The sequence below is a fragment of the Bradyrhizobium sp. BRP56 genome, from assembly GCF_020194035.1.
Taxonomy (GTDB): domain Bacteria; phylum Pseudomonadota; class Alphaproteobacteria; order Rhizobiales; family Xanthobacteraceae; genus Bradyrhizobium; species Bradyrhizobium australafricanum.
Map to the genome: position 1 here is coordinate 100,008 of NZ_JADYVV010000023.1, position 14,560 is coordinate 114,567.

Below are 14,560 nucleotides of genomic sequence, written 5' to 3' on the forward strand. Positions count from 1 at the left end.
TCCACACTCGTGCAGGCCGGCCGTCACGTCTGTTGGTCGGCATCCATATAACATCCCGACGTCTGCGGGTGAGCAAACTCGCACATCCTGCAGAGCAGAAAACCATCCATTCCGTTCATGCGATCGGCGATTTCGTGAAAAATTGGGCTTTCGAAGAGATATGCGTATTCGTCGCGCAAAAGATTGCCCAGGACATGACGCCGCTCAAAATCCATCCCGCACAGAGTAACGTCGCCGTTTGGTAGAAGGACATTCCGATGTTGTTGTTTGCCAATACACGTCAAGGGTCCGACGACGGGCTGTCGCGGTTTGATGATATTCGACTCTAGACGTCCTCGGCTGTTACTCAGCGGACGCAAGCGCTGCAGCGCTTTTGCGGGAATGGTGTCGGCGAGGTCCGGATGGACTTTGCCCAGGACAACGAATCGAATCGAGGGAATGTTCGCCTCGACGAGTCGGCGCATGACATTGAGATAGGACTTTCCGACGAGCCGGCTGTTCATATAAGTGCCGTCATCAGGAACGTGGACGATGAAAGCCCTGAACTGCAGCATTTGCAAGCGCCGAATGTCACTCCCGTTCATTCCGACGAGAGTCGTGAAAATTCGGATCTGATGCCCACGTGCGTAAGCATGCTCAACCATCCTGGTGCATTTCGGATGGAGCCAAGGCTCCGAGTAGCCGGCAAAACTGATCTCGGTAGTCCTCGGCACGCGTGCAAGACACCGCTCGAAATCCTGAAGACCTAGGTACTTCGCTTGAGACACGGGTCTTTGCCGATCAGCGAACTTGTCTTGGTGGCAATAAGTACACCGGACGATGCATCCTGCGGTCGTCGTTATCTCCAATACCCGGCGACCAGGATTGGCAGCGCGTAAGTTTTGTAACACCATGGGATATGCCGTCATCTGTCTGGTCCTTTCAGGCGCCGGAGCAAGAAATTGCGAGAGGGAGCGCAGCGTTCGATGAGCAGCCGCTTGCTTTGCTCCTCACGGATTGCAAATACAGGATATGCAGGTTGGCGAAATGACCTAGACCAAGCTCCTATCTCGTCGCTAACAATGCTCCGAGCTCGGCCACGCCTACCGAAGCTTGGATAGGCCTGGTGTGCCAACTCGGCTCTCTATGCGTTGACCGTCGCGTAGCACCGCTGGCTATTACTTACATCTTCGTTCCGAGTCAGCGCCACGCCAGATGCTGGGCTCGGTGTTCTCGCTAGAATGGTCTGCGGAGATGCTTCCGCAGCCGTAGCGATGCGGAACCGGCGCCGGATCCGCCCAAACGGCACATCCTAAGGCTTTCCGATGGCAGCGCAGGTTCTGAAACATCTTTCTATTTGTCGCGCAAGCGATTGCGCTCGCGAACTGTTTGGGCGCCATCAATGCGATGGACAAGCGGTCGAGCATCGCAAGCTCTTGGCGGCGATAGTTCCTATTCCCGTTAGATGGCAAGTTGCTGGTCAGGATGATGAATGAAGCACGGTTGTTGCCATGTTGAGAACCAAATTGGCCTTTCTCGGCGGAGCGGTGCTAACTGATTTCGTCGACGACGATCAGCGTGGGTCGTGGTCACCGCACGATCCCGCGGCCAATATGCGGCCGCGGGGAGCCGAAAACGTCGTATCTGGCACCTAAAGAAGCTGGAAGGTGGCTCACATTGCGCTGTTCGGTGGCGCGAGCAGCGATCTAGCTGGCATTGGGCGACGCCTGTGTAGCGAGGATTGTTCTCATCAATCCACTGGGGCAAATCGCGTTAGAAAGTCAACGCCATCCTTACCTGCCGGAACTGGTAGGGGTGACTGCCCGCGCTTTAGGATACTCTGTTGGGGCGACGATCCGCTCGCAACAAAACGTCACGGCAGCTCGAAACGATGGATCGCGACCTGTGGATCCGCAAGCTCTCAAGAGAGCAAAATCTGCGGAGGCGATCGTGATAACGCAATTGGTAGACTACAGAACCGACGGCGCGTTTAAGATCCCGCTGAGCAATCTGGACGTAAGCGAAGCCAAGCGCTTTCAAGATGATAGCATATGGGGTTATTTCGAGCGGCTGCGAAGGGAAGATCCCGTTCACTACTGCCAGGATAGCCCCTATGGTCCATATTGGTCCATAACGAAATACCGCGATATCGTAGAGGTAGATACTAATCACAAGATATTCTCGTCGGAGCAAGGCGTCACTATTGTCGACGTGCCTGACAGGCACTGGACGCAGAGTTTCATCAAGATGGGTCCGCCTAAGCATCGCGAGCAGCGTGATACTGTAAGTCCGATAGTCGCGCCGGAAAACTTGACGAAACTCGAGAGCTTGATCCGTCGTCGCGTCAGGACGATTCTGGACGGCTTGCCGCGCAACGATGACTTCAATTGGGTGGATAGGGTCTCCATCGAATTGACGACGCAGATGCTTGCCACGCTATTCGACTTTCCATTTGAGGATCGGCGTCTGCTGACCTATTGGTCGGACGTAGCTGTTGCAATGCCCAGAACTGGCCAGCCGATCGATAGCTGGGACAAGCGAAGTGCGATCTTGTCCGAGTGCCTGGATTATTTCACAGGCCTTTGGAACGAGCGCATCAATGCCGAGCCACGGATGGACCTGATTTCCATGATGGCGCACTCGCCTGCAACTCGACACGTGGAGCCGAGTGAGTTTCTTGGAAATCTGATTCTGCTGATCGTCGGTGGGAATGACACCACGCGCAATTCGATTACCGGCGGCCTCCTGTTCATGAACCAGCACCCCTCCGAGCTGCGAAAGCTACGCGATAATCCGAAACTTGTCTCGAGCGCCGTGTCCGAGATTATTCGTTATCAAACGCCCATCGCACATATGCGCCGCAACGCCGCGGCCGATACCATCGTCGGTGGGAAACAAGTCAGGAAGGGCGACAAGGTCGTCATGTGGTACATCTCAGGAAACCGCGACGATGAAGTCATCGAGAATGCCGAGCGCTTCGTCATCGACCGCAGGAACGTGCGGCAACATCTTTCGTTCGGATTTGGGATCCATCGCTGCGTTGGTCGACATCTTGCGGAGCTGCAGCTGAAAATCCTCTGGGAGGAGATTTTGAAGGCACGACTGGAAGTCGAGGTTGTCGGCGAACCCGAGCGAATTGCGTCGAACTTTGTGCACGGTTATTCCGCTCTTCCTGTGCGGATTGCAGCCTAGGCTTCGATCCCTCGAATCTGGCGACCGGCCCCGGGGTGCGGCTTGGTCGGCGCGAAACAATCGCTGCATGTTGAGATCCGGTCTGCAATTGGGCAGGCTTTGAGACGCCTGCGAGCAGCGATAAGTAGCGACGCATAATCCACTGGCACCTCCAAGAGGCAAGATCACCGATACCTCCGAGTGTTCATCTGCGGCGCTGACTTGGATAGTTGGAATCAAGGGCCGATGAGCTTGACAGTGAAGATTGTAGCAGTGGCCGCGATTTTCGTTGGAGAAGCGCTTTCGATAATCGCGGAGTTGATTGCCTCAAGGCAGTTTGGCAAGGCCGGCGGGGATGTCACAATGCTCCTGCCGATGTTTGTGCTGATATCCGTCGGTGGCGTCCTGCTCGTCTTCGGATACGCGCTGGGCTACATGCATCTCAAGAATATCTGGATCATCGTCGCGATTTCAGTCGGAGCTATTCTGGTCGTGGAGCCAGTTCTCGCCTTTATACTTTTTCGTGATGTGCCGACGGCCGGTTCGCTGGTCGGGTTGACGCTCGGTGCGCTTGGCACGGTCGTTGCCATTTTTTTATGAGCGTTGCTCAGCGGGCTCGGATGAGCGGGAGCTGCGAGGTAGTCCCTCAATATGGGTTCTGCTCGATCCGAAGGTGAATACAGATAATGCGATTTTGATCGAAGATTTAGACCTATTTAAATTGTGTGCGACCGTGGGTGTGCAGGTTCTTGGATTTAAGACTCGTATCTCCTCCTCGATGATGGGACGTACGGCGGCCGAAGGTCTCTCCCCCTCGACAAAGTCGGGGGATGCACCTCGCCGCAATGATCAAGCCGTTTCAAGATGCTGGCATTCTCGTGGCGGCTCTCCGCTATTCGAGATAGCCCGCCAAGTCCGTGCAGACGAACGCGACGCTGGATAGTGTCTTGCCCCGTCGCATCTGCCGCGGCTTGTCAGTATGGATCTTGGCGGGATCACGCCGAAGCAACGTTACGGTGCGGTCATGCACTGCAGCGGATGATCCCCGATTTGATGCGCTCATCCGCTGCATCGCTGCCTGTTGCAGCACTGGCAGCCTCGATGAACCGGAGCCCACGGTGATCCGGCCGTTTTCTGTGTAGCCCGGAAAGAGCTGTTCGTCAGCTGCCCGTCAGCCAAGCTGTCTAATCAGACAGGCTGCGCATTCTCGATTCGATTGGAGATTGGATATGACGGGCATTGGCCGAGCTGGCAAATCGCACGTTGAGCCTGCAGAAGCTGATAGCATGTGGGGATCGGGCGGGGAGCCTGGACCGGTCTCCGGAGAAGCCAGGCAATCGTTCGATTCCGTCGTGGAGCGGATGCGCTCCAGGTCTCAAGACGGAATGGCGCCGCTCGTCGGCGAGCCGCCGGCTTCGGATGTGGCTGTCCCGACGAGAGACGAGGTCAGAGCAGCGCAGAAAAAAATGCGCGGCCTACTTGTGGCCTTTGTTGGTGCTTCTAAAACGGCGGCCGGCCAAGCGCGGAACCGGTCGGAGGCGCAGGACCTGATTGATCAAGTCGTCAAGGCGGGCTCGGAAGTTCTGGACTATTATGCGAGCTTCCCTCCCGACGTGGCACGCAGCCTTCTTTCCGACGATCAGGCTTGCGGAGTCAGAGTCGAGACTCTTGCTGCGGGGGACCAATGCAACGCCGTGGCTACCTCGATTGTCTACGACCTGGAGGCGGGTAGAGAGAAAGCCGCAGCCGTGCTCGAGCAGCTGCGCGAAGCCAACGCTGCGCCCGCCCAGCTAAGCCGAGCGGTGTCGACCGTGGCGAAGCACTACATGGCCTGCATGGAGTGGTGGGGAAAGAAGGCATTGCGCTCGGAACGGATGCAGTCCGTCTGCGCGGCCACCGCCGGCTTGCCGGGGTCCACGCCCGAGATGCTACGCCTGCATACCGGCTGGGCACTTTTTACGAAGTGCACGTATCTTTAATCGCGGATCGCTCTCGCGCGGCTCCTGATCGAATCGCGGGCGAGCACGTTCGAACCAGCGCTGAGTAACGCCCTCATCGGTGAGGACGGGCGGATGCGTCTGCTCGGGACCTTCATCAACGATGTTGTTCCGGCATTCGCGTCGACGGGCGAAGCCGTTCTGTACAACCGCGGAGCGGCGCTCGACGCGGAGCACAGCACCGTTTTGGAAGGGGTCATGGAACGGCTTTCTGAATTTGCGTCGGGGGTGCACGGCATCGTCGCTGGGCTGAGGGATGCTGGAATGGGGGCGGACACTCCATTGGACCTGTTGGACCAGATCGAGGAAGCTGCCTGGGTCACCGCAAACGACGTCACGCGGTTTTTGGCGGTGCAGCCAAAGACACCCGCCGTGATCGAGCCGCCCGCCAACTGGATACCGGAAAATACCGGCGCAGTGTCTGAGGGCCAGGCTGCGCGCAAGAAGGGGAAAAGCAAGCGCACACCGGCGGCAGGTGAGGGGAGTTCGGCGGCCGGTCGACGCGAGGCGCAGGTCGCCAGGCCCGACGCTGCTTCGGCTCCGACAGGTAAGGTCATCGTTCTCTCGGATCTGGGCACCAAGAAGCTTGCGACCCCGGAAGAGGCGGCACGCGCAAAGGAATCATCGTCAACGGCCGGCCAGGAAATGTGGCGTGCTCCGCCCTCCAGGAAAGCGCTGAACGGATTGCTCAATAGATTGGACGAGCTGCTGCAGTTCGATCTTCCAGCGCAGCAAAGCGCCGTCTCGCAAACGCGCCAAATGAAGCCCGAGGATGCCGGCCACATCGTGGATCTCGTCGTTAAGCGCCTGCAGACGCAAGCCGCCGAGATCAAGGCCTGTGTAGCGGCGCTAAAGGAACCTCGCCGACGTGGCCTGCTTACGCCTGCGCAGGTGCCTGAAGTGCACGACAAAATAGTCCGGCTCAAGGCGATGTGGTCCGAGGTGCAGGGACAGGCAAATTCTTTGAACGCGCGGAAGGCTGCGATCACGATGGATTGCATGAAGACCTACGCCTTTCCGTCGCAGAAGTACCTTGAATACCTGCGGGCGGCCGATGAGTTGACGTCTGCCGATCCGCCGCGTGCGTTGAAGGGGGAGCCAGGCACGCTGTTCGAGATCAAGCTGCAGCCCAGGGCACTGAGCAATGGTGCGATGCCGGATCCGGTGTGGGTGCACATCCATACGAAGAGGCCGGTATATGTCTCGCAATTGGCGACGCTGGATGGCGCCGAGTTCGCTGCTTGCCACGTGAAGTCCAATGAACAGCGCGGCTACAATCGGCTCTGGCAGAATGCTCGAGCTGCAATGGGACACGAAGACGTGTTGATCCACCGCGGCAGGCTTGCGCCGGCGTTCTGCAAGTCCTTGTTCAGCAGAGGTGGCGGCCAGCCATGGTATCCCCGTCTTGAGGCGGAGTTCGGCTCGATGCAACTCGCTCGACACGGGATGTAGTGCGCGTATCTGGCGAGGAAGTGCCGCTTGGGCTGCGCTGAGTAGTGGTTCGGCTGGCTGAAGCCGGTGAATCTCAAGCGATTTCCGAGTGATCGGCGTTCCGCGAGAACGCACCCCGTGGGCCGGTTTGACGAATCGAATTGACGATGCACAATAAGGTGGGCCTGTCCGTTTGCTACCCCCGGATGTGGCCACGACGGTCCCAGCATCGGCCTCCTGGCCCCCAGAAGGTGCTGGGACCTGTTCGTTCTGCACTCTCGATCGGGTGAATAGTTCGTTTCTCGCTTGCCGGATTCTCACGTAGGCCGCGCTCTCGTTTGTTCTTTGTCGCGCTGGCCGGGCTATCCCGCTCATTCTGGTTGGTAACCCGTCGAAGTTGAGGCAGAACGACGGATCGCGCGCAGAGATTGACATGCAGATCTGCGCTGCAAGATCTGTACTCGGCGTCTGCCGCATCGCCTGGACCCGCTCCCCAAAGATTTTCCCACGGTTCGCAAATCGCACCTGATTCAATGGTCGAACGGCTGTTCCATCGTGGTCTCTTGCCGGATTCGGACCAGCCGACGATGACCTATGAATCCAAGGTCACCGCTACACGGCCGGTTTGGATGGTTCCAATTGCGTTCGTCTTGTTCATAACCCTGCGGAGGACCAAGTGGTTGGGGCAGGCCGGGCGGGACTTCGGAGCCTTATTCACGGAGAACCGGCGCTTCGGAACGCCGCTACCACAGCAATGGGCGACACCTGCTCTCATGGATAAGTTGCGCGAAGAAGGTTTCATGCCGACCGCAAACACCCCCAAAACAATCCAGCTTAACGGAAGAACCTACCAAGCCAAGTTGGCCGAAGGAGGGTTCGTTAAACTTACGCGGGTATGAGACGCAACCCGACTGTGACCGATCGCGCGCTGGGCTAGAACCCTGCGATCGCTTCGGTTGTTGTTGCCGACATAGGCAATTCATCGCTCTGCAGCGAGTTGCTCGCGCCGCCAGTGGGTACGCATCGTCGGACCCCTGGCAGGCAGCGAGACGCCGATCGAGGCGATTGCGGTAAGCTGCGTCGTTGCGCAAGGCCGGCGTCGAGCATCCCTCGACAATGCTTCAACATTGCTCTCAGCTGACGGCAAGACAGTCGCAACCGCGTCGCTCCCTAGGCGATGTGTGAATGACCAGCGCTATCGCCGAGCGAGCGGAATGCAGCACCAGCCTTGCCGATGCGCTCGATCAAGCTCATTTAGCGGACGCGTGCTGCGGCCGAGCCGGTCCAGCCTCGTCACCAGCACCACGTCGCCGGGGTGGAGGCGCTACCATCAACGTGGTGAGTTGTGGCCGATCGGCGCGGCACCGCTGATCATCTCGCGGTAGACCACGGTCGCCGGCTGCCTTTAGGAGTTGAACTAGCGGATGAGATGTCGATCCTGGATGCTAACGCGGCATATCCGAGAATGGTCATTTGGTGCTTCTACGTCTGCAGAAGCTATCGCCTTGGTGATAATTCGTTTGGGCCATGATTCTTCTCGTTGGCAGTGAGTACCGTGTGGATTTTGTAAGGGCAGCCGCGATCGGGACCTTCGAGCAAGTCTGAGGTGATGGTTGCAGTCAGTGCCGCCGTCGCTGCGCGACGAAGTCGGCCGCGCGCTCAGCAACAATATCGCCCTCGGTGGCAAGTTCTGGTCAGGAATGCAGTCTCGCTGAATTAGCAGTATGCCGCCGTACTTGAACGGGCCGAAGCCATGCGGTGTAGCCTGTAGCGTAGCCGAACAAACGAATGGAATTTCAGCGATCGCGCAGTCGTCGCATCCGTCATAATGAGTTCGCTTGTGCACTCATCAGGAATGTGACTCACCGCCTCGGGCAGCACGCGTCCAGTCTCCAAGCCGTGCAAGTCATTGGGCCGAGACGATGCAGTTACCGCGTTGTCCGATTGCTCAGATCAATGCGGACCGCTTAGAGGCCGGCGAGAAGCCGACCATAAACGGCTCATAACCGAGCCCGCAAAGATGTCCGAACTCATCCATCCCGTAGATAGGCCTGATCAAGAAAATCAATTTTACCACTTGTGGCAACGTCATATATCCATGAGGACGGCTTGGGGCCGATCTTAAGGGAGCGACTCTGGAATGAAAAAATTGCTGTTTGTGACTGCGAGCGCCGCCGCGCTTGCAACGGCGGCAGTGCCGGCCTGTGTTGCTGAAGCCGCCGCTCAACCCGTCGCTGCCAAGGTGCAGGTCGCCGACACGTCATATCCTCAATGCGCGGACGACCCGTTGAATGGTATCTGCGATCTGTTTTTTTGTTTGACCGACCCGGCGTGCGTACAGCACTAACCACGGGATACAAACTAAGCAGAAAATGAGGATCGAGGCCTCGCGGCGCGGCCGCTCGTGGGAACAGCGGCCGCGTCCTCTTGCGTAAAGAAATTTGCGCGCCGCCTCTGAAGCCGTTCCGGTTCCGCCGCTGGAGCATGATCGCAAGGAACGGATGAGGATGTTCCAGCACAGAGTGGCCATCAATGATCATTTAGATAGGAGCTGAAGCAGATCGGATCGCTGCGATTGCGTTTCGGCGGGATGTTGGCCCACGACCCCTTTTTCATGGCAAGCGCTCTTATCCAGTCGGCGTCATAGCCACGGTCGGCAAGCAACATTGACCCGGGCTTCAGACGAGAGAGCAGTTGTCCTGCAAGTCGAACGTCGTGGGCCTCGCCGGGGCTCAACGTCAACCGTACCGGCAAACCATTGCTATCGACCACCGCGTGGATTTTGCTCGTCAAGCCGCCGCGCGACCTTCCCATCGATTGGCGCTCGTTCCTTGTGATGCAGGCCCCATGTTGATGCCGCGGACAATCGAGTTGTCGATCATTTGGACAGCGGCATCATGGGCAGCCGCAAGTGCGTCCATGATGCGGCTCCAGACGCCAGCTCGCCGCCACCTAACGAAGCGGTTGTAGCAAGTGGTGTAAGGACCGAACGCAGCCGGCAAATCGCGCCAAGGTGCTCCGGAACGCAAGACCCAGAAGATGCCATTGAGGACACGACGGTCGTTAACCCGAGGAACGCCGCGCGGCTTGTTCGGCAGCATCGGCTTGATGGCAATCCATTCATGATCGGCGAGTTCGTAGCGCATGATTCGAGCCCCCAGTTTGGGAGTTTGAATCACAGGGGTCTGGCCTGACGCGACGCTTCCGGGCAGGCCCCGGTTGGACGCTTACGGGGAAGCGGACGTCAGCCAGCCGACTATCTCCGCAGAAACCGTCGAAAATGACCCTGGCTGTGTGAAAACATAGTGCCGCTGTTATGATTCTCCCGTGATTCTGAGGGGGAATCGATGAGGCGCTTCGTTGAGGGGGCGGATCGTGGGCAACGGACGCTGCTGCCTGAATGCCTCGATGATTTCATTGACGAGAACAACCCTGTTCGCGCGATCGACGAGTTTGTCGATGCGCTTGATCTGGCCGAGATGTGCTTCGGTGGAGTTACGCCGGCAGCGACTGGCCGGCCGTCGTATCACCCCTCGGTTCTCCTGAAGCTTTACATCTACGGCTATCTGAACCGGGTGCAGTCAAGCCGGCGGCTGGAACGAGAGGCCGGACGCAACATCGAGGTGATGTGGCTGCTGGGTCGGCTTGCTCCCGATCACAAGACGATAGCGGACTTCCGCAAGGACAACAGCCTGGGGCTGGGTAAGGTCTGTGCGCGCTTTGTCGAGCTCTGCCGCGGGATGGGTCTTCTCACGGCGGCGAGCGTCGCCATCGATGGGAGCAAGTTCAAGGCCGTGAACAACCGGGACAGGAACTTCACGCGCGCGAAGGTGGAGCGGCGACGTGCTCAGTTGGAGGAGAGCGTCGCGCGCTATCTGAGCCAACTTGACACGGCCGATCGACAGGAGCCGAGCGAGGCGCTGGCGGCGAAGGTGACGAGGCTTACCGAGAAGCTGACGAAGCTGAAGGGGGAGATGGGCAAGCTTGCTGCCTACGAGAAGCAGATGCTTGCTTCGCCGGATCAGCAAATCTCCCTGACAGATCCGGATAGCCGTTCGATGGCAACCAGTGGCCGCGGATCCGGCGTTGTCGGCTACAATGTCCAAGTCGCAGTCGACACCGACCATCACCTGATCATCGCGCATGAGGTGACGAACAGCGGCTCAGATCGGGCACAACTTGCCAATATGGCCAGGCAGGCGAAGGCTGTTCTGAAGACTGAGACGCTCGAGGCCGTTGCCGATCGCGGCTACTTCAGCAGCCCGGAGATCCTCGCCTGCCACGAGGCCGGCATCACGGTAACTCTGCCCAAGCCGATGACTTCGGGCGCCAAGTCGGACGGACGCTTCGGTAAGCAGGACTTTGTCTATTTACCGGAGGAAGACGCCTATCGTTGTCCGGCCGGGGAGCGATTGCCGTATCGCTATACAAACGAAGAAGCCGACAAGACGCTGCGGCGCTACTGGACCAACGCCTGCAAGAATTGTTTGATCAAACCCCAGTGCACGCCCGGGTCAGAGCGACGGATCACGCGATGGGAGCACGAGGATCTGCTCGACGCTGTGCAGCAGCGGCTCGATGCGAACCCGCTTGCTATGCGCCTTCGTCGCGAGACTGTCGAGCATCCGTTCGGCACGATGAAGGCACGCATGGGAGCGACGCACTTCCTGACCAAAACTCTCCCAAAGGTAGCCGCCGAGATGGCCCTCTCGGTCCTGGCCTATAATCTGACCCGAGCAATGAATATCCTCGGGATCAGGCCGCTGATCGCCGCGATCGCGGCCTGACGCTGGCCCAGTTTTGGCTTCAAGATTGCCTGCCCTGCAAGGCCGTTTTTACACGGCCAAGACCCATTGCAGAAGTCGCTGAACCAATCATTGCCCGCAACCGTCCATCGGCACTTCACGCGCATGTGTCCCCAGCAGGTCGCCATCCCGATTGAATTACGATCGTAATTTAATATTATGACCGTAATGGCATCGAGCTGGACCACCGTTAGGTGGCGGCCGGGTGCCGCCAAACAGCTCCTGGCGAGGATTTCGTGGACGACAAGACAACTGCCTCATCGCGACAAACCGCAGATGTCAGCTCGTTTGGGCTCGCAACCGCTGCAGCAGCGGTTCGCAACGGCGACATCACCTCCGAGGCCTACACGGCGGCTCTTTTACAGCGCGCCCGAGCGCTTGCCGAACTGAACGCCTTCATCACCATCGATGAGGCGGAGGTGCTGGCGGCCGCGAGGGCCGCAGACAAGTTGCGTGCGGCCGGATCGGCGGCCCCGCTCCTTGGCATGCCGCTTGGGGTGAAGGACAGTTATTTGACGAAAGGGCTACCCACCAGTCTGGGAATCGAAGGTCTGGCTCATTTTGTGCCGCGCGAAGATGCCGACGCTGTCCGGGCAATTAAGGAGGCGGGCGCGTTGATTTTCGGCAAGAACAACCTTGTCGAGATGTCTTACGGCTTGACCGGTCACAACGCACGTTATGGTCAGGTGAAGAATCCGCACGCGCGGGATCACATGTCAGGCGGCTCCTCAAGCGGCTCCGCCGCATCCGTGGCTGCTGGACTGGTTCCCGCGTCCTTGGGCGGTGATACCGTCGGGTCCATCCGGGTACCCGCATCGTTCTGTGGAGTCGTGGGCTTCAAGCCAACCACCGGGCGTTGGCCGCGCAACGGCGTTGCTCCGATCTCCCATACACTCGACACGACGGGCGTGTTTGCCCGAAGCGTTGAGGACTGCATTCTGGTTGACCACGTCGTGACTGGCGAACAGGCTGCGGAGTCCTCCGACGGCGACTACGGCTTAAAGGGAGCCCGGCTCGCCTTCGCCCCGCGACAGTTCCTGGATCTGGTTGACCCCGAAGTCGAGTCCCGATTCCGTGCGGTGGTGCGGCAACTGCAGGACGCCGGCGCCGACGTCGTGGAAATGGACCTTGGCCGCGACTTCAATTCCCTCGTCCAAACGGCAACATGGGGCATCTTCGCTCATGAGACGATGGGCGCGATTTCGGAGTTTCTTCGGCGCCACGCGATTCCGACCACGTTTGAGGCCATTTACGAAAGCCTTAAGCCTCAGCTTCGGCAGGCGTGGGAGCACATCGTATTGCCAGGTGGTGCAGGTGCTACCTCGGCAGAGGCCTATCAGATGGCGCTCAACGTGAGTCGGCCGGAAATTCAGCGTCGCCTCAACACGGCGTTCGTCGCTCATGGGGCGTGGGTCATTCTGCAACCGACCACGCCCTGCACGGCGCCTTCGATCGGGGAGCAGGCGACCGTCCACATCGCGGGGCAGGACGTCAGCTACCTCGCTCTGGCGAACCACACGGTGTCGGCAAGCAGCGTGGGACTGCCCGGTATCAGCCTTCCTGTCGGCCTGTCTCGCGCGGGGTTGCCGATCGGGCTCGAACTGGATGGCCCTCTAGGAAGTGATCAGCGGCTTCTAAACCTTGCCCGCGGTATCGAAGGCATCTTGGGTGCCAAGTCCGTTTCAACCTAGTGTCGTGGTTGCTTCGCGTCGCGAAGGGGGCCTGCAGACAGCGACAAAAGATTAGAGGATCACCAGATGTCCAATGCACTGCACTCAACGCGTGCCATTCCGGTCGAGCACGTTACCATCCGCTCAACACAGCCCTTCGAGGACGTTCGAGCCAAGCTCGCGACCTTGGCGCGGCGCATCGATGACGGGATATTCAATACGGCGAAAGTGAGCGCGCCCTTCGAGAGTTGGAGGCATCTTCGCCGCTCACCATTTTCGGGCAGGGTGACCACGGCGCGCTCCTAGCTGTTGCTCAGCTGACACGACGATCCATCCAGTTTGATATCGGAAATCCGCTCACCGCGTCCAAGATGACCCGCCATCGATTGTCGGCGGGGCTGTACGCGCCCATCCGCGTCCTTCTGCGCGAGGATGAAGATGGCGGTGTCGCGTGTGGATATGATCGTCCGGCATCCCTGTTCAGTCAGTTTGGCAGCGAACATGTGAATGCAGTTGCCCAGCAACGTGATCGCGACCTCCAGGCCCTATTGGAAGCGGCCGCAGCTTAACGGATATCGAAGGAGTGGAGAGAATATGCGTTTCGAGAAAGGACACAAGGCCGCGACGCGACGACACATCATCGGTGTAGCCTCGAAGTGCATACGCCAAGACGGTATCTCCGCCGCCGGGATCGCCGGGATCATGGGCCAGGCCGGTCTGACTAAGGGCGCATTCTCTCCGCACTTCGGGTCCAAAAACGCACTCGTTCGCGAGGCGCTGGCGAGCGCGCTTAGCGACCAACAACATCGCCTCGATGAGGAACAGCGGACGGGCCTGTCCCTCGAGGGGGCGATCCGGAGATACCTCAACCGCGCTCACCTCGAAGACCCGGCGGACGGGTGCCCTTCGGCGGCGTTGCTCCCGGAAATCGCACGCCAGCCCCTGTCCACTCGGCAGGACTACGAGAAAGCGCTGCGAAGCTACGTTTCGTCGCTGGCTGCACTACTTCCGGGTGTCGACTCTGCAGCGAGCCGCCGCCGTGCGACCGCCATCTTCGGTCTCATGGTGGGAACTCTCCAGTTCGCGCGGGCCGTCCCCGACACCATCCAGGCAGAGCAGATCCTGGAAGGCGGCGTTGAGGCCGCGCTCCAGTTGGCGAGAGTTTGATCTTGCTAAGTTAGGAACAATGGAGCGGTGTGGGAAGATTTGTCACACAGCCGGAACGAGCCAACACTCCGGACGCCCACTAGTCTGACCGCCGGCAATGTCTCCTTCTGGCCATCGCGACATATTGTGCTGCCGCACGAACTTGGTCGCTATTGGAGCAAAGCGGACGTAGTCACCAGTCACATGAGCCGCCAAGTTTTATAGGTACACGGCCTAGCACTACTTTGGCAGAATGCGTTTACGCCACTGTTTTTCAAGGATTTGCTTTCGGCAACATGGGCACTGCTGGGACGGCGGCCGAAGGATGAGATCGACGATGGCGTGACGTACGGCGGGCATG

10 protein-coding genes and 2 pseudogenes are annotated in these 14,560 nt (G+C 59.1%); 10 read left to right on the forward strand and 2 right to left on the reverse strand.

The window, feature by feature from the left end; all coding sequences use genetic code 11:
• Positions 1-23: 23 nt before the first annotated feature.
• Positions 24-554, reverse strand: coding sequence for an SPASM domain-containing protein (locus I6F38_RS18125; protein ID WP_225161279.1), 531 nt, complete (start codon positions 552-554; stop codon positions 24-26).
• A 1,378-nt stretch (positions 555-1,932) separates the two neighbouring features.
• On the opposite strand from I6F38_RS18125, the gene I6F38_RS18130 reads away from it, so the two are divergent.
• From I6F38_RS18130 to I6F38_RS18150, 5 genes and pseudogenes are all read left to right on the forward strand, one after another.
• Positions 1,933-3,171, forward strand: a complete 1,239-nt coding sequence (locus tag I6F38_RS18130) for a cytochrome P450 (protein ID WP_225161289.1) — start codon at positions 1,933-1,935, stop codon at positions 3,169-3,171.
• 225 nt (positions 3,172-3,396) lie between these two features.
• Positions 3,397-3,750 (forward strand): hypothetical protein, encoded by a 354-nt coding sequence (locus I6F38_RS18135; RefSeq protein ID WP_016844734.1) that lies wholly within the window; start codon positions 3,397-3,399, stop codon positions 3,748-3,750.
• Positions 3,751-4,379: 629 nt separating this feature from the next.
• Positions 4,380-6,599, forward strand: a pseudogene (locus I6F38_RS18140) (hypothetical protein).
• 566 nt (positions 6,600-7,165) lie between these two features.
• On the forward strand, positions 7,166-7,477 hold the full coding sequence (locus I6F38_RS18145) for a hypothetical protein (protein WP_225161280.1): 312 nt from the start codon (positions 7,166-7,168) through the stop codon (positions 7,475-7,477).
• 1,241 nt (positions 7,478-8,718) lie between these two features.
• Complete coding sequence (locus I6F38_RS18150) at positions 8,719-8,925, forward strand: hypothetical protein (protein ID WP_018269959.1); 207 nt, start codon at positions 8,719-8,721, stop codon at positions 8,923-8,925.
• Positions 8,926-9,119: 194 nt separating this feature from the next.
• On the opposite strand, the pseudogene I6F38_RS18155 reads toward I6F38_RS18150, so the two are convergent.
• Positions 9,120-9,724: pseudogene (locus tag I6F38_RS18155) on the reverse strand (IS5 family transposase); the annotation flags it as partial.
• Positions 9,725-9,925: 201 nt separating this feature from the next.
• Between I6F38_RS18155 and I6F38_RS18160 the strand changes: the two are divergent.
• The 5 genes from I6F38_RS18160 (at position 9,926) to I6F38_RS18180 (ending at position 14,220) form a co-directional block, all read left to right on the forward strand.
• Complete coding sequence (locus I6F38_RS18160) at positions 9,926-11,365, forward strand: IS1182 family transposase (protein ID WP_225161281.1); 1,440 nt, start codon at positions 9,926-9,928, stop codon at positions 11,363-11,365.
• A 254-nt stretch (positions 11,366-11,619) separates the two neighbouring features.
• Positions 11,620-13,074 carry an amidase family protein gene (locus tag I6F38_RS18165; protein WP_225161282.1) on the forward strand — a complete coding sequence of 485 codons (1,455 nt, stop codon included), beginning with the start codon at positions 11,620-11,622 and terminating at the stop codon, positions 13,072-13,074.
• A gap of 66 nt (positions 13,075-13,140) precedes the next feature.
• Positions 13,141-13,359: a hypothetical protein gene (locus I6F38_RS18170; protein ID WP_225161290.1), complete on the forward strand. Its 219-nt coding sequence runs from the start codon at positions 13,141-13,143 to the stop codon at positions 13,357-13,359.
• The gene (locus I6F38_RS44235; RefSeq protein WP_225161283.1) at positions 13,302-13,622 is read left to right on the forward strand and encodes a DUF302 domain-containing protein; all 321 of its coding nucleotides are present in this window, start codon (positions 13,302-13,304) and stop codon (positions 13,620-13,622) included. The genes I6F38_RS18170 and I6F38_RS44235 overlap by 58 nt, the downstream gene beginning before the upstream one ends.
• Positions 13,623-13,647: 25 nt before the next feature.
• Positions 13,648-14,220 carry a TetR/AcrR family transcriptional regulator gene (locus I6F38_RS18180; RefSeq protein WP_225161284.1) on the forward strand — a complete coding sequence of 191 codons (573 nt, stop codon included), beginning with the start codon at positions 13,648-13,650 and terminating at the stop codon, positions 14,218-14,220.
• Positions 14,221-14,560: the final 340 nt, after the last annotated feature.